The following is a 15998-nucleotide window of genomic DNA, read 5'->3' as shown; positions in this document are numbered from 1 at the left end:
TTCAGGAAAAGATAGCTCAGCCGCTATCTTTTCTTTATCCCTAAGTGTTATTGTCAGTGAAGATTTTTAACTGCCAACAGAATACAATCCGCAATATTTTTCCACTTCAGGGTTTTATCCATCAGGATAACCGGTACATTTAGATCAATATCAGCATGGTAAGAAAGAGATGATTTAGCCATAGATGTGTTTACGTCAGGATATTTTAGACAGTAGTTATCTAATATTTCTTGTAAACTCACTATTTTCAATAAATAGTAAATATCTATGAAATCTTTAACCCGCTGCCCGCTATTTACGATTGCGTTTATTTTCATGGCAGAAATATCATCTACCGACATCATTCTTATCCCTTCTATTTGTTCAATTGGTTTTATTTCAGGGTAATTATGGCAAATAAAGTCAAACGCGACAAGACCAATATTACCACTTACATAATTTAACTTGACACGTTTAATCTCTGCATTATATTGCTTTATCAAATGCTGAGCCAACAGGTTTCCATCAAAATTAACAGAACAAAACATATCTATATCTATAGATTGCCGATGCCCAATTTTTAACGAAAGCGCAGTACCTCCAACCAGGTAAAAAAAACTTAATTCGGGATCACGCATTAATCTGAAAATCAGATCCAGTGTTCCTGCTTCAACTGCTTCCTTGTATAACATTTAAGCTCATCTTCAGTTAAATGAAAATATTTACAAACCTCGTCAACCGTTATGTCACTAAGATAATTGATCTCATTTTTTAATGAATACAGAATATTTTCTATCCCATAAAAACGGATTATTTCCCCCCACTCAACTAAGCTCCCTTTATCTAATACACGCTCAATTACAGTTTTATAGCTTCTGCGCCAATCGATTTTTTCAAAGTCAAAGTCCCAGAAAAGTGTTTTAGGTAAATCCGGTTTCTTCACTTTAGTAATTAGCGGAAGACGTTCTATTTTCACTTCATCATTTTCAAAAGGGATTTTTCTTTTTGAAAGATAATTGTTCAGTGTGTTGTAATTATAACTCGGAAAGCTTTCACAAAATCCTTTTAAACTTGTAAAAACGTCGAATTCATTTCCACCAAACCTTTTCCACTGTACCACTATAACACGCTTATTTACTCCTTTAACCATAAATCAAAGATAAGTTATTTTGCATTAATGACTAATATATTGAAATAATTGTCAGAATTAAAATTTCAAATTCAAGAAATCACTTATTTAGACTTATTAAATATAATTTGGACAAAAGCAATTAAAACGATTTCTTTGTAAGCGAAAACTAATTCTCCTTTTCATAATAAGAAGTAGGGAGAATACTACGCTCAAAAATGAAATCAGAACATAATCCTAAAAGTTTAAACTGGGCAAAACACCAGAAAAGGTGGTTTGGTAAATGGCATCTCTATATTGGTATTATCGCCGGAGCAATTGTTGCTTTTGTTGGCCTTACAGGTAGTATCTTAGTTTTTCAGGATGATATTGACCGTGCACTAAACCCAAACCTTTTCGAAGTAATTGCCGGAAAACAAAAAATGCCTGTTGAAGAAATTGTGCCTTTAATAAAAAAGAATTATCCCAGACTAAAAATAGATTACCTGTTTTTAGGCGACATTAAAAATCCAATTGAGGCATACAGTATCACAAATCTAAAAACCAACGAACAAACTTTTATCAATCCATACAATGGAAAAATAAGTGGGAAAAGAATATATACCAGCTCTTTTATCCGTGTGGTAACCGAACTGCACAGAACTTTACTTATTCCTGTTGCGGGCCGGTATATCTGCGGTCTGGCTTCTCTTTGCCTTTTAATTTTAACCATTTCAGGCCTGCGCTTATGGATACCCAAGAAATGGAAACAATTAAAATCGGTACTCACCGTGAGGTTTAGTGGTTCGTTTAAAAGGCAAAATTACGATTGGCACAATTCACTTGGGTTTTACTCCTCTCCTATTGTAGCCATATTAAGTTTAACCGGATTCTCCATTACTTTTTCTACATTGGTAATCCCGTTGTTGTTCTTATTGAGCGGCAAATCGCCACAGGGCGTAGCAAAATTATTGGGGGCGAAATCTGCGTGGCATGCTCAGGCAACTCCATTGCCACTTACAGCTATTGTTGGTGCAGCAAAAGAAAAAATGCCCAATGCTTACATCGGCGGTATTGCCTTCCCGGCAGATAAAATGGGCACCTATCGCCTTGATATGGTAAGCGGAAACCTACCAAAGGTTGGAAAAAGAGAAATGCTGATTGTGGATCAGTACACTGGAAAAACTTTATTGAACAGCCGGAAGGATTTCCCGAACGTGGGCAATGCTTATCTGAGCTGGTTAACCCCGATCCACTATGGTAGTTTCGGTGGCAGGCCTACGCAGGTGATTGCCATAATTGCGGGTTTAATACCACTTGCACTATTTATCACAGGGTTTATCATATGGTGGCCGCGTTATAAAAAGCAAAAGAAGGGCAAGAAAAAGCAATTGGCATTAGATGGGCATCAAGAAAATCATATAACTGACAAAGTGCTAAAGCCAGCAAAAACCAAATTACCCCTTCCAAAATTGGGAAGATATTTTATTATTCAATTTAAATCAGGGTTAAAATATGCATTGGTTATTCTCCCAATTAGTTTTGTAATGGGTGCCTTATATGGTCTTCCATCGGGCATTATAATACAACCTGCTATTTTTGTGGTGGCTTTTAGCTGCGTGATGGTCTGTTTGAATTTTATATGCGCTTTACTATCCGAAATGTTTAATATTCTATTTCTTTGGCCATTTAAGAAAGGGAGCCATAAAGTGACAAGGTATTTTGCCTTATCTACGGCATTTTTGGTATGCTATTTAGCCGTTTATATGTTACTGCTGAATACGGGTTTCGAAGTTTTTTAGTTTAACCCTTGTGTTAGCCAGCCGTGGTGTCAGATGTTGCCATCTGACACTTGACATAGCGTTTTTTTATTTTGCAGGTGTAATCACGATTTTCCTGAATTCGATTGGTGCATGATCACCTTGTAGGTATATCGGGCCTGGTTCGCCTTCGTTACTATCTAATGCCCCTCCGGTAATGCCCGGAATTTCCTGGTTGCTGATAATGGCTTTACCATTAGCCACTATGGTTACCAAGCGGCCAACAAGGGTAATATCATAGGTTTGCCATTCATCCGGACCAAAGGTAGCCATTTCATTTGGGGCTAAAAATCCATAAACGCCACCAAACAATACGCTGTTGGGATGGGCATCTTTCTGACTATCTTCAATCTGCACTTCATAACGGCCTCTTAAATATATCCCACTATTTCCCCCTTTTGCATATTTAAATTCAACATGAAGTTTGAAATCGTTATACTTCTCTTCGGTGATCAGGTTTGATCCTGGTTTCGGACTGGTAAGGATACCGTTTTTCACAATCCATTGGTTTTGTCCACTGGCTTTCCAGCCTGAAAGATCTTTACCGTTAAACAGGCTGATCGGCTTTCCCCAGGTAGGCATAGCTGTTCTTTTCAGGTAGGGTGCCTTAACACCTTTCCAATTATATTCTTTACCATTGCAATCGGTCATTTTACCCTGAATTCCGGCATCGGTCAGATTTCCATCAACAATGAGGTTCGATGTGCCACTCTCCCATTGTGGCGGAATTTCAAATTTAAATTTACCATCGGCAAATTTCACTTCAGAAACCGGACGGGCACTACCAGCAGTAGATACAAAATAGCCCACCAGTGTTTTCACTCCGGATAATTTTACTTCCAGCCAGGCTGGTGCCGGTTTTCCATTTATATCAACACTGATGTCCCAACGGCCAATCAGTTGATTAGGCTCTGCTACCAGTTCGGTACGCTCAGGTTTTGTGATTGTTGTGGCAAACGTTTTTTCAGTAAGGCCCGCAATCAACAGACAGCCTATACCAAGCAAAAAGATATTTTTTCTCATCGATGTAATTTATTTATAAAATGTTTCATATTAATCTTAAAATCGCCAATTGCTGGAAAACCAAGATAATTATTATTAAGATATAATTTATTTTTTAAGCCCAATAATGGTAAGTAAATGGTATCATTTCGACCAGTTTAGCAACAAATAATAAACTATAGGTCCTCTGTTTATAGTATTAATCTTTTTGGGTACTAAGCGTTAGCAGAAATAATTAAAATTTATTTTTTGTTTTTTTCATTGTATCAAGATTTTTACTAAATTACGTCAACCAAATTAAATATCGGTATAACAACCGAATAACAAACAACTATCAACTTTAACCTTTAATTACTTATTAATTAAAGACTAAAATTTTATTATTCATCGCATAGATCACCATTATTCATTTTAATGGATGCGTAAAACGTTTTAGGTCTTTTTTTCATAAGCAAAAGGTCTTTCGTTAGAGAGATTGCTTGAAGTACCGAAATTTAATTGAGGGCATTATTAAACTAAACTAAACCAACAAATTGTATGAAAATGAGGAAAATTTATTCCGCAATCAGTGCCCTAGAGATCAAATTTCCTAGCGCAACCAGAGGCCTGCGGAAACTAACACTCGTAGCTGTTGCCGGCCTTGGCTTACAAAATGCGGCCAAGGGCGAAGACATTGCAAGAAACAAAAAGATCATTCCAATTCCATTCGCTACGCTAAACCATTCTAATAGCATCAGCGAGAGGCTATCCAAAACGATTAATGGATTAGTAACTGATGAAACCGGGCTTCCACTACCCGGCGCAACCGTGGTGGCCAAGGGAACCAATGCTAAAACACTCACAGGACCTGATGGAAAGTTCGTGTTAACCGTTCCCGATAACGCCACAGTATTGGTGGTTTCTTATATCGGCATGAATTCGCAGGAAGTAAACATCAGCAACCTGACCAATGTGACCATTAAGTTACTTCCATCAGGTAATTCGAATTTAACTGAAGTAGTGGTTACCGCTTTAGGTGTAAAACGTGAAAAAAGGGCACTTACTTTTGCTGCTCAGCAACTCGCAGGTACAGAATTAACCAAGGCCGGAAGTCCCAATTTTATGGAAGCTATAAGCGGCAAGGCTGCCGGTGTTGATGTCGGAATCAGTAACTCTGGCGTAGGTGGTTCAACGAAAACCGTATTAAGGGGTTCAAAATCAATTACAGGAAACAGCGAAGCACTTTTCGTAATTGATGGGGTACCTGTAGTAAACAACAAAGGTGGGCAGCCCGGCTCTTATGGCGGTACCGATGGTGGCGATGGCCTTTCTGCGTTAAATCAGGATGACTTTGAGTCGGTTACCATTTTAAGAGGCGCGAACGGGGCCATTTTATATGGTAGCCAGGGCGCAAATGGCGTGATTTTAATTAACACTAAAAAAGGCCAGAACGGCAAGATCGCAATCGCCTTAAATTCTACTGTAAATTTTAGTCAGGCCGCAACATTACCTGAATTTCAATTTGATTATGGCGCAATAGCCGGTAGCGATTACAGCTGGTCTAAAACGAAAGGGAATTACCAGCGGAACTATATTGATGATTTTTTTCAGACGGGCGTAAATACTATTAATTCAGTATCAGTATCTGGTGGAAATGAACGGACAACTACCTATTTTTCTTATGGAAATAATAACGCCTCAGGCATTGTGCCAACCAGCACTTACAATAAACACAACGTTACCTTAAGTCAGGAAACAAAGTTATTTGATGACAAACTTACATTGAGTGGAAATGTGAGGTTCTCATACGAAAAATCAAAGAACCGACCAGGTGCAGGTTATTATAACAACCCGTTAACGGGATTGTATTTATTTGCAAGGGAAAGAAATTTTGATGATTTCAAAAGCAATTATCAAAAATTTAGCGACACCAGGAACCTGTATGTACAAAACTGGTACTCTACTGAAGAAAAGCAAAACAACCCTTATTGGGAATTAAATAACGACCCAAAACTATCTACCAGCAAAAGGGTAATTGCTACGGCAAAAGCATCATATGCGTTTTTACCACACTTTAAATTTGATGTCCGTGGAAACATTGATTATAATGACAGACTACTGGACTATCGTTATGCCGCTGGCGGCAACTCAGTAAGTGTCAGTTCTAATGGCACATGGAATTACGCCAAGTATAATGACCAGGCCTTATATGGTGATGCCATTTTAAGCTACGACAATACTTTTGGCAAATTCAGCTTAAATGGTGTAGCGGGAGGAAGTATCCAGGATTACACATTTAATGACGGGATGATTTTTGCCAACGGCACCACGCCGCTTCAGTACCCGAACTTTTTCAGTTTTGCCAACCTGCCTTATAACCTGGTTATCAACCAGACTTACAGCAGAGTTCAGAAACAGGGCTTATTTGCCAACGCCTCTCTGGGATTCAAAGATATGATTTATGTAGATCTGTCAGGGCGTAACGACTATGCGTCTACCCTGGCAACTACCGGAAACGATTCTTACTTTTATTATTCGGCTGGACTTTCCGCTATCATCAGTCAGATGTTAAGCCTGCCGAAAGAAATCAGCTTTTTAAAGTTAAGGGCATCTACCTCGCAGGTTGGAAACGAAGTTCCCTATAATATTGTAAACCCAGGCAACACTATTGGTGGTGCAGGTGGACCAAATGGTATAGGAGGAATTACCAGAAATACGCAGACACCTTTTGCAACCCTCGTTCCTGAAAAAATAACCAGTAATGAAATTGGTTTGGAAGGCCGCTTTCTGAACGATAGATTAAGTCTCGATTTCACCTATTATAAAAATACAAGTACCAACCAATTTTTATCTTTACCAGCTCCTTCGGGTTCAGGTTACACCTTTTACTACGTGAACGCGGGTAAAGTTACCAATCAGGGTTTTGAGTTAACATTAGGCGGAGATCCTATAAAAAATGAAAATTTCAAGTGGAATACCTCCGTAAACCTCTCGCAAAACAAAAACAAGATTGTAGAGTTGATTGCCGATAATCCTACTTATCAGGTAGGAAGCGATAGCGAAGGTTTTAACTCCATCATTAAAGCTGGCGGCTCTTTCAATGACTTATATATTTACAAATTTGCACGCAATGCATCAGGTCAGATTATATTGGATGACGCAGGAAAACCAACAAAGGCGGCGACACAAGAATATGTTGGAAATTTAAATCCAAATTTCATAACCGGCTGGAATAACACGTTCACCTACAAAAACTTCAGTTTGAGTGCTTTGGTAGCGGCTAAGTTCGGCGGTGTGGCTTTCTCTAAAACAGAGGCATTCCTTGATTCGTATGGTGTAAGCAAAAGAACTGGCGACGCACGGGATGCCGGAAGTATCCCGATTAATGCCGTTAAAGGCACTACCGCTCAAACATCCATTGACCCGGCATTATACTACTCGACAATTGGTGATAGAAATGGAATTATGGAGCCTTACGTATTCTCACGGACCAATGTTCGTTTAGCGCAGGTATCACTTGCCTATACCATTCCTGTTAAAGGTTCGGCCATTAAATCGGCATCTGTTTCTTTAATCGGCCGTAACTTATTTTTCTTCTATAAAAAATCACCTTTCGATCCGGAGCAAGCGATGAGCACAAGCAATAGCATGCAGGCTAACGACGTCTTTGCAGTACCTGGTACACGTTCTTACGGGCTAAATCTTAAGTTAAACTTCTAATATCTTAAATAATGAAAAAATTATGTTTAATGGTGCTTGCTTTGATCTTACTCAACTCCTGCACTAAGAATTTCGAAGAGATAAATACAAATCCTAATCAGATATCTGATAAAATGTTAGAGCAGGATTTTAATCTGGTTGGATCTTCCTTCTCAGGTATGTTATTTAACCTGATGGGGCATCAGATTGAAGAAGATCTGTGCTATGATAACTGGATGGGATATATGGGTACGCCAACCCCTTTTGTAGCGAATGTTAATAATACAACCTATTACCTGCGTTGGATTGATGCCTATTGGAACCGTATATACGGTAGCGTGATGTCTCCGTCAAAACAGGTAATAGAGCTTTCCGTAGAAAAAAAGCTGCCATTATTTGGCGATTGGGCTAAATTAGTGAGGATATTGGCGATATCTAAATTAACAGCCATTTACGGTCCCGTAATTTATTCGAACTATGGTACTCCGGGTTTAGGTTCGATCAAATACGACAAAGAGTCGGATTTGTACAACAATATGTTTACCCAGTTGGATCAGATCGAAACCAACTTCAAAGCCAACAGCTCTTATATCGGCTTCACCAAATTCGATCCCAGCTATAAAGGAAACATCGCTTCATGGCTAAAATTACTCAATTCAGTACGCCTGCGTTTGGCCATGCGTTTGGTTAAGGTTAGCCCTACCATTGCGAAAACACAAGGAGAAAAAGCTCTGGCTGATCCTGCCGGGTTAATTACCACCAATGCCGAGAATTTTCTGATTTCGTTAAATGGAGAGGTTATGCCTGTTTCGATGATCAGTTTTGACTGGAACGACACCCGTATGGGCGCAACGATGGAATCATTTCTGGTAGGGCTTAAAGATGGGCGCATCACCAAATATTTTGCAGAAGTAAGTGATGCAACTTTAGCTGCTGACCATCCTACATACAAATATAAAGGTATTCGCGGCGGTGCTTACATCAATGCCAAAGATGACAGGGTTCCATACTCTACCGTGAGCACCGATTTCAAATCTGTCCAAAACAGAAGAGGTTTTACCGCATCGGAAACTGCCTTTTTAAAAGCAGAAGCGGCTTTAAGGGGATGGGCAAATGCAGGAGATGCCAAAACAAATTATGAAAATGGAATACGCCTCTCGTTTGCAGACTGGGGAGCAGCCGGTGTTGACGCCTACCTCGCTGATGCGACAAGCAAACCCATCAACTATGTTGACCCAAAAGATAGCAGAAATAATTTCACAGCACTTTCTACCATTACAGTGGCCTGGAATGCAGCTGATGGCAATGAACTAAAACTGGAAAAAATCATCACGCAAAAATACCTTGCTACATTTACCAATACTTTAGAGGCCTGGGTAGATTTCAGGAGGACAGGTTATCCCAAAATTCCACACGTTGCCAAAAATGACAGCAGTCCGGATTGGGGTGTTATCACAGCCGATCAATGGATAAAACGACTGGTATTTGTGCCTGCAGAAAGAACCGGAAATACAACTGCTGTTGCAGAGGCCGCGACTTTTTTAAATTCAGGTAAAGACGATATTGCCTCGCGCTTATGGTGGGATACAAGCACTACAAGTAATTTCTAAACTTTTGAAACAATAAAAAAGGCCTTGCAAAATTAATCTGCAAGGCCTTTTTAATATTAAGATTTATCGTTTATCCGTTAATGGCTTTAACACCTGGTAATTCTTTACCTTCCATATATTCGAGTAAAGCACCACCACCAGTAGAAACATAGCTTACCTCATCTTCTAAACCGAATTTAGCAATAGCCGCAGCCGAATCGCCACCACCGATTAATGAAAATGCACCGTTATCTTTGGTAGCCGCTACAACTGCTTCTGCAACTGCTTTCGTACCTACCTGGAAACTTTCCATTTCGAAAACACCCATCGGCCCGTTCCACAACAAGGTTTTAGATTTTTTGATTACATCTTGAAACAATTCAACTGATTTTGGGCCGATATCCAATCCCATCCAATCTGCAGGGATCTGGCCTGATGTTACATCTTTTTTATCTGCGTCGTTTGCAAATTTATCAGCAATTACGGTATCAACAGGCAAAATCAGGTTTACCCCTTTGGCTTTTGCTTTTTCGATCAGTTCTAAAGAAAGTTCCTGTTTATCTGCTTCTAGTAATGAAGTACCGATTTCACCACCTTGTGCTTTGGCAAAAGTATAAGCCATACCACCACCAATAATCAGGTTATCTACTTTATCTAATAATTTTTCGATCAAAAGGATTTTATCCGATACTTTGGCACCGCCCATAATCGCAGTAAAAGGTCTTTCCGCGTGGTTCAGGATTTTCTCTGCATTTTCTACTTCCGAAGCCATTAAATAACCGAAATATTTTGCATCAGGGAAAAACTGCGCAATAATTGAAGTTGAAGCATGTGCACGGTGTGCTGTACCGAAAGCATCGTTTACATAAACATCACCTAATTTTGATAATTTCTCTGCAAAAGCAACATCACCTTTCTCTTCTTCTTTGTAGAAACGAAGGTTTTCTAACAATAATACTTCACCTGGTTTTAAGTCAGCTGATTGTTTCACTGCACTTTCGCCGATACAATCATCAGCAAATTTTACTTCAACACCGATTAAAGCAGATAAATCAGTTAGAATGTGTTTTAAAGAATATTTATCAGTTGGTCCATCTTTCGGACGGCCTAAGTGCGACATTAAGATAACTGAACCACCATCTTTTAAAATTTTAGAAATGGTTGGCAAAGCAGCCCTGATTCTTTTATCATCGGTGATTTTAAATTCATCATCCAAAGGCACATTAAAATCTACCCTGATTAAGGCTTTTTTATCTTTAAAGTCAAACTGGTCAATTGTATTCATGTTAATTATTTTGATTTTAAGTTTAATTTCATTTCGTAATGGAAACCGATACCCGGAATATCAAATTCGGGTGATTCGGTCGTAAAGCCGATCCTTTTATAAAAGGCGGCCGCTGTTGAACGGGCATTGCACCATAAATAATCGGTATTGTATTCTTTTAGGTATTCGATGGCAAAAGTAACCAATGCGGCGCCGTAGCCCTTCCCTCCCTCTTCGGGATGTGTAGCCATGCCGCGGAGCTGATAGCCTTCACCTTCGTCAGGAAAAAAATCGTTCCGCATAAAAGTGGCTATCGATTTTATCTCCCCATCTTTTAAAAAACCCAGATGAAAGGTATCGTAAGCCAGATCGCCATCGAAAACACATGCTTCGAATGGTTTGCCATTGCGTAAAACCAGGCTTCTTAAAGGTAGAACTTCTTCCGGGAGAATAAATTTGACCATATTTTTTATCAGTTAGCTTATACCTGATATCAGGATGTTGCTATAGAGTGCGCCGCAAACGTTTGCAAAGTTAATAAAGCAATTGAAAGGTGGTAATAATATTGAATAGAATTGTTAACATTTTGAATAGATAACCAATCTGATAAACAGATAATGGGTAACACAGATAACTTAAATTTAGATGATAGCAAACAGACCTTTGGTTTACTTGTTGATAATTATAGTATAAGCAAATAATATCATCTAGACAGGATTAAAGTGAAAGAAGAAAACATCAAAGCAGCAGCAAGAATATTACTAGGGGCAGGCCTGATTACTGCCGGAATCGGTCATTTAACTTTTGCGCGCAAACCTTTCCAGGCGCAGGTACCGGATTGGGTTCCCTTAAAAAAAGATGATACAGTTGTATATTCAGGCTTCGTTGAAATTGCATTGGGCACAGCTTTAGTACTTGCGCCTAAGAAGTATAAAGATGTAATAGGCAAAATTGCAGCAGGCTTATTTGTTGGCGTATTCCCTGGGAATATTTCACAGTATACACATAAACGCAGCGCCTTTGGACTTAATACTGACAGTAAGCGTTTTTTACGTCTGTTTTTTCAACCTGCACTGGTTTATTGGGCATTGAAATCTACGCAAAAATCTAAAATCAGCCTTTAGAAAGCGTGTCGATTTTTCTTACCACATCAATTAACCGGCTGCTGTAACCGTATTCATTGTCATACCAGCCCACAACCTTAACCAGATCACCAACAATCGAGGTTAATAAGGAATCGAATATACATGAGTGGGGGTTATCAATAATATCGACCGATACAATCGGATCCTCGGTATACTCAAGTAGATTTTTTAGTTCATTTTCTGCAGCTAACTTAAAGGCGGCATTAATTTCTTCGATGGTTGTTTTCTTTTTTAAAAGGCAAGTAAAATCGGTCAGTGATCCGTTCAAAACAGGAACCCTGATACCTGCACCACCCAAACGGCCATCAAGTTCAGGAAAAATATGGGTAATGGCTTTGGCGGCCCCTGTTGTAGTTGGAATAATAGACGAAGATGCAGCCCTAGCCCTGCGAAGGTCTTTGTGGTTTGCATCGTGCAGGTTCTGATCGCCCGTCATCGAGTGGATAGTAGTGATATAGCCTTCTTCTACCCCCCAGTTATCGTTCAGGATTTTGATCATTGGAGCAATGTTATTGGTTGTACAGCTTGCATTGGATAATATTGGGCTTTTCAAGTCAATCTGATCATCATTAACGCCCAATACCACCATCGGAATATCATCTGCAGCCGGTGCGGAAATGAGTACCTGCTTTGCTCCTGCTGTAATGTGTTTTTCGGCTGCCTGCCTGGTTAGATTTTTACCGGTACAATCAATCACCACATCCACTCTCAATGCAGACCAAGGTAATTCATCAGCCTCTTTTATGGCAAATACAGGAATAGAGAGCTGACCGATCACCAATGCATCAGGCTTAGCTGAAACCTTACCAGCAAATACACCATGAACGGTATCGTATTTAAATAAATGGGCCATGGTTTTCGCGTCGGCAAGATCGTTGATTGCCACTACCTCGAATCCCTCAGCCAATGCTAAACGTAAAAATGTTCTTCCTATTCTACCAAAACCATTTATTGCCAGCCTCATTATATATAAAAATTAGAGCGCAAAATTAGTATTTATTTATGAAAGCAAAGCCCTTATAATGTAAGATGGAAAAGACGTGATAAAAGTGTTTAAAAGACTGCAAATTTGAGGTAATGGCTGAATTATTTTTTTGCCTTTTGTGATAGGCCTAGCGTAAGCACACTATTAAAAACCATGCAGATACCGATAATGACCAGGATCAAAACAAAGTTCCCCAAATGTTGCAGCGCAATAGTGGCAGCGAGAATAATGATGTTAAACCCTAAAGTAGAAATAACGATCAAACTGGGCTTTAAACCCAGTTTTTCCAACCGGTGATGAATATGGTTACGGTCGCCTCTAAATGGCGACCTTCCTTTTAATATCCTTATAGTGAAGACCCTTAAAGAATCGAATATCGGTACAATTAGTATCGATACTGCAATTGCAGGTGCGGAATAAAAGGCGGGGTGGTTTTTGCCGGTAAATTTATTGAGTTCGATAAATTTAATGGCCAATGCTGCAGAAATAAGTCCAATGATCAAGGCCCCGGTATCTCCCATAAAAATCTTTGCCGGGAACCAGTTGTATTTTAAGAAGCCACCTACGGCTCCTGCAAGTGCAAAAGCAATGAATGCGTAAGGAATCTGTCCCATTAACAAAAATAGCATCCCGAATGTCAAACTGGTAAAAATGCCTACTCCACTTGCCAATCCATCAATACCATCAATCAGGTTAAATGCATTGTTCAGGAAAATAATCAAAGCGATGGAAAAAAGCCCTCCGTAAATGGGTGCCATATCGCCAATGCCCAGCACACCATATAAGCTGGTTAAGCGGAAAGCACCAAAAAAGACAAGGATAAAAGCTACCACAATCTGCAGGACAAATTTGGTGCTGGTATTGGTTCCATAAACATCATCTTTTAAACCAAGTGCGGATAGAATGATACTGGATGCAATCAAAAAATTAGCTTCTTTAAAGTTGATAATGGAGGAAAACAAAAGGATACTAATGGTAAAACTACCTACAATTGCCAAACCACCCAAACGGGAAATGTTGCGCTTATGGGTTTTGCGATGCAGATCATTTTTATCAAAAAGCCCATATTTTAATGAAGTATAAATTACACTTGGAATACTTAAAGTTACAATCGAAAAGGCCAGTATAAAAATGGCAAGATAGAAATAATTGGGATTGGTATTTAGTATACGCTCTAACAAAACTTGTGGGACTTACAGCAAATATAACTATAGTTGTGTTAACTAAATGAAAGCAATAAAGGTTTAACATGATAAAAATCAAATTTAGAATACCCTATATTCCTAAAACTGACTGATTTTACTTAACTTTTTTTTAAGCAAAACTAATAGCGCATTTGATAAGTTATTTCTTCTTAAGGCTTTGTAATCATTTATAAGCGCATATAATCTACTATTTAAAGATTGATTACTCAGCCCCCCCATCCGCATATTTACCATTAGCATAGGTAAATATTTAGCTTTGATTTTATGAGTATAAAAATAGCGTAATATGAGTTCGTAATCTGCTGCTGTACCTAAATCGAGCGCGTAGTCTCCATACTTTTCAAACAAAGTTCTTTTCAAATACAAAGTAGGGTGAGCAGGCATCCATCCTTTTTTAATTTCTTCAGCCGTTGTTTGTTTGGATCTCCATTTCCTTATTACCTTATTTGTTATGGGGTGGATGTAATCCAGATCACCATAAAGACCATCAATTGTTGGGTTGATCATAAAATTTTTTGCTACTGAAGCTAACACATCGCTACTTGCAAACATATCATCGGCATTTAAAATTCCGATAATATCACCAGTAGATTTTTCAATCCCTTTGTTAATGGCATCGTAAAGTCCATTATCTCTCTCCGAAACAAAATAATCAATATGAGCTTTGTGCTGATTAATGATGCTCAGCGTTTTATCTGTCGATCCCCCATCAATTACAATATATTCTACATCAGGATAAGTTTGCTCCGCTACAGATTTAAAACATTCATCCAAGAATGCTTCTCCATTATAAACAACGGTGATGAGGGATATTTTCATTATTACCAAATGGGATTCTTTGGCTTTCTTTTGGGATGAAGGCAAAAAATTGTGGTAAATATAAGAAATTGAAATGCCAACCTGATGGTTTAAGCAGATTGAAAATTTACTATGGTTTATTTCTTCTTCTGATAACGAAAATACCGAAGAGGCCTGCGGCGGCGCCAAAGGTCCAGGAGTAATCGTCGAGGTTGCAGTTGATAAAAGTATAATCAACTAAAGTACCTGTAGGGCATGCGGCGCAGACTGCAATCTGAAATCCTCCCAAATTCAAGCCTAACGTTGGATTACCGTATAGACAGGTCCCCCCACTGCTATTTATATTTACCCAACCAGGACACGTACCGATTGTTGTAGAAAATGGAGAAGTAGTGTAGAACGACTTAGTGCCCAACGATAATGGGATAAGGTTAACCGAATTGTAGCCTGCAAAATTAGGATAAACAGTGGTACCAACCAAGCAACCTTCATCAGCAGAAGATAGTTTTGAAATGAAAAAAAATAGAATTGACAAACTTACCTTTAGCGTTTTCATGTTCGAGTCTGTGAGAGTTAATCACAAACTTACACACACTAAAAGCCTGATTTATTGTTCGTTTTGTTCAATAATGCGACATAAAGGTTTGTCTCCCACTATAATACAACTTGCCTTACTTTCCAAAAGCCAAAAAAGCCCAACGGCACTAGCATGAAGATAATACTTTGATCTAATGGCAGATTATTTGTAGATGGGTCGCAAGGAATAAGTTTGGCTGAAAAAATATCGTTTTGACCTGAGTATGTCCCTCCAGAATATACAACTTTACATTTACCAGCATACCCGTATGGATCTTCGACTGTGCAGGAAACATGACCAATTGCCGGATTATTATAATCATAATTGATTGGGTAGCTTTGGGAGTAAGAATAGAAATAAACTATATTATAGGGATCGCTATTATCTTGACCTGCAGGGATATCGTAAAGTCTGCCACTGATAACACACCCGGTAACATCAGCAAATGAAAACTTTGGAAGGATAGCAAAAAAGGACAAAAATAAGATTGTCCAATTAAAAAATTTCATAAAGAGAAAGACGAATTAATGGTAGTTTTTCAAACCAAATTGTTTTAATTCCTGTCAACTCTAAATGAATGCTCTGAATCTAAATGTCTTTTTAGTTAAGAGAAACAACAAACTAACAAAAAATAAAATATCTGTATTATTTATTTTACAAAAATAGATAAATATGCAATTTTATAAAATGAATAATTTGAATAACAAATCCGTTTTTACAATAAAATGAAGAATTGAATAAGAGTTAAATCAGGCATAAAACCTTATTTACAGAACTTAGAGCAGGCAAAAGTGAGAAAACTACCATAATATTCTATGTTAAGAGAGATGTAAAATTTCAATTATAAC

14 protein-coding genes are annotated in these 15998 nt (G+C 38.5%); 4 read left to right on the top strand and 10 right to left on the bottom strand.

The window, feature by feature from the left end:
- Positions 1–53 precede the first annotated feature (53 nt).
- Positions 54–671, bottom strand: coding sequence for a nucleotidyl transferase AbiEii/AbiGii toxin family protein (locus tag U859_RS0116730; RefSeq protein WP_025144484.1), 618 nt, complete (start codon positions 669–671; stop codon positions 54–56).
- Entirely contained in the window at positions 629–1129 is a 501-nt protein-coding gene (locus U859_RS31660) for a DUF6922 domain-containing protein (RefSeq protein ID WP_025144483.1), read from the bottom strand. Before U859_RS31660 ends, U859_RS0116730 begins: the two co-directional genes overlap by 43 nt.
- 197 nt (positions 1130–1326) lie before the next feature.
- Here U859_RS31660 and U859_RS0116720 point away from each other — a divergent pair, with 197 nt between their 5' ends.
- Positions 1327–2889, top strand: a complete 1563-nt coding sequence (locus tag U859_RS0116720) for a PepSY-associated TM helix domain-containing protein (RefSeq protein ID WP_025144482.1) — start codon at positions 1327–1329, stop codon at positions 2887–2889.
- Between the two features lie 66 nt (positions 2890–2955).
- Here the strand turns inward: U859_RS0116720 and U859_RS0116715 are convergent, their stop codons facing one another.
- Positions 2956–3930: a DUF1080 domain-containing protein gene (locus U859_RS0116715; protein WP_025144481.1), complete on the bottom strand. Its 975-nt coding sequence runs from the start codon at positions 3928–3930 to the stop codon at positions 2956–2958.
- A gap of 522 nt (positions 3931–4452) precedes the next feature.
- On the opposite strand from U859_RS0116715, the gene U859_RS0116710 reads away from it, so the two are divergent.
- Together U859_RS0116710 and U859_RS0116705 are read left to right on the top strand one after the other, a co-directional pair.
- The gene (locus U859_RS0116710) at positions 4453–7608 is read left to right on the top strand and encodes a SusC/RagA family TonB-linked outer membrane protein (protein WP_084153101.1); all 3156 of its coding nucleotides are present in this window, start codon (positions 4453–4455) and stop codon (positions 7606–7608) included.
- A gap of 11 nt (positions 7609–7619) precedes the next feature.
- Complete coding sequence (locus U859_RS0116705; RefSeq protein WP_025144479.1) at positions 7620–9197, top strand: SusD/RagB family nutrient-binding outer membrane lipoprotein; 1578 nt, start codon at positions 7620–7622, stop codon at positions 9195–9197.
- Between the two features lie 70 nt (positions 9198–9267).
- On the opposite strand, the gene U859_RS0116700 is transcribed toward U859_RS0116705, so the two are convergent.
- A complete protein-coding gene (locus U859_RS0116700; RefSeq protein WP_025144478.1) occupies positions 9268–10461 on the bottom strand; it encodes a phosphoglycerate kinase in 1194 nt (397 codons plus the stop codon).
- A gap of 5 nt (positions 10462–10466) precedes the next feature.
- Positions 10467–10904, bottom strand: coding sequence for a GNAT family N-acetyltransferase (locus tag U859_RS0116695; protein ID WP_025144477.1), 438 nt, complete (start codon positions 10902–10904; stop codon positions 10467–10469).
- Positions 10905–11162: 258 nt separating this feature from the next.
- On the opposite strand from U859_RS0116695, the gene U859_RS0116685 reads away from it, so the two are divergent.
- The gene (locus U859_RS0116685) at positions 11163–11564 is read left to right on the top strand and encodes a membrane protein (RefSeq protein ID WP_025144476.1); all 402 of its coding nucleotides are present in this window, start codon (positions 11163–11165) and stop codon (positions 11562–11564) included.
- On the opposite strand, the gene gap is transcribed toward U859_RS0116685, so the two are convergent.
- From gap to U859_RS0116665, 5 genes are all read right to left on the bottom strand, one after another.
- Entirely contained in the window at positions 11554–12549 is a 996-nt protein-coding gene (gene gap, locus U859_RS0116680) for a type I glyceraldehyde-3-phosphate dehydrogenase (RefSeq protein WP_025144475.1), read from the bottom strand. The two genes, U859_RS0116685 and gap, sit on opposite strands and share 11 nt — an antisense overlap.
- Positions 12550–12671: 122 nt before the next feature.
- A complete protein-coding gene (locus tag U859_RS0116675) occupies positions 12672–13751 on the bottom strand; it encodes an MraY family glycosyltransferase (RefSeq protein ID WP_025144474.1) in 1080 nt (359 codons plus the stop codon).
- A 102-nt stretch (positions 13752–13853) separates the two neighbouring features.
- The gene (locus U859_RS0116670) at positions 13854–14594 is read right to left on the bottom strand and encodes a glycosyltransferase family 2 protein (protein ID WP_029985869.1); all 741 of its coding nucleotides are present in this window, start codon (positions 14592–14594) and stop codon (positions 13854–13856) included.
- 109 nt (positions 14595–14703) lie between these two features.
- Positions 14704–15129: a hypothetical protein gene (locus tag U859_RS32020; protein ID WP_162799967.1), complete on the bottom strand. Its 426-nt coding sequence runs from the start codon at positions 15127–15129 to the stop codon at positions 14704–14706.
- A gap of 98 nt (positions 15130–15227) precedes the next feature.
- On the bottom strand, positions 15228–15659 hold the full coding sequence (locus tag U859_RS0116665; protein WP_025144473.1) for a hypothetical protein: 432 nt from the start codon (positions 15657–15659) through the stop codon (positions 15228–15230).
- Positions 15660–15998 lie beyond the last annotated feature (339 nt).

Source organism: Pedobacter jeongneungensis, from assembly GCF_000633455.1.
Lineage (GTDB): Bacteria > Bacteroidota > Bacteroidia > Sphingobacteriales > Sphingobacteriaceae > Pedobacter > Pedobacter jeongneungensis_A.
Note: the sequence above shows the minus strand (reverse complement) of the source record. Positions and strands in the feature narration are given on the sequence as shown.

Bases quoted from the DNA above. Each gene is read 5' to 3' on its own strand.
- U859_RS0116710 (WP_084153101.1), top strand. From the start codon at position 4,453: ATGAGGAAAATTTATTCCGCAATCAGTGCCCTAGAGATCAAATTTCCT.
- gap (WP_025144475.1), bottom strand. From the start codon at position 12,549: ATGAGGCTGGCAATAAATGGTTTTGGTAGAATAGGAAGAACATTTTTA.
- U859_RS0116715 (WP_025144481.1), bottom strand. From the start codon at position 3,930: ATGAGAAAAAATATCTTTTTGCTTGGTATAGGCTGTCTGTTGATTGCG.
- U859_RS32020 (WP_162799967.1), bottom strand. From the start codon at position 15,129: ATGAAAACGCTAAAGGTAAGTTTGTCAATTCTATTTTTTTTCATTTCA.
- U859_RS0116730 (WP_025144484.1), bottom strand. From the start codon at position 671: ATGTTATACAAGGAAGCAGTTGAAGCAGGAACACTGGATCTGATTTTC.
- U859_RS0116670 (WP_029985869.1), bottom strand. From the start codon at position 14,594: ATGAAAATATCCCTCATCACCGTTGTTTATAATGGAGAAGCATTCTTG.
- U859_RS0116665 (WP_025144473.1), bottom strand. From the start codon at position 15,659: ATGAAATTTTTTAATTGGACAATCTTATTTTTGTCCTTTTTTGCTATC.
- U859_RS31660 (WP_025144483.1), bottom strand. From the start codon at position 1,129: ATGGTTAAAGGAGTAAATAAGCGTGTTATAGTGGTACAGTGGAAAAGG.
- U859_RS0116695 (WP_025144477.1), bottom strand. From the start codon at position 10,904: ATGGTCAAATTTATTCTCCCGGAAGAAGTTCTACCTTTAAGAAGCCTG.
- U859_RS0116705 (WP_025144479.1), top strand. From the start codon at position 7,620: ATGAAAAAATTATGTTTAATGGTGCTTGCTTTGATCTTACTCAACTCC.
- U859_RS0116720 (WP_025144482.1), top strand. From the start codon at position 1,327: ATGAAATCAGAACATAATCCTAAAAGTTTAAACTGGGCAAAACACCAG.
- U859_RS0116700 (WP_025144478.1), bottom strand. From the start codon at position 10,461: ATGAATACAATTGACCAGTTTGACTTTAAAGATAAAAAAGCCTTAATC.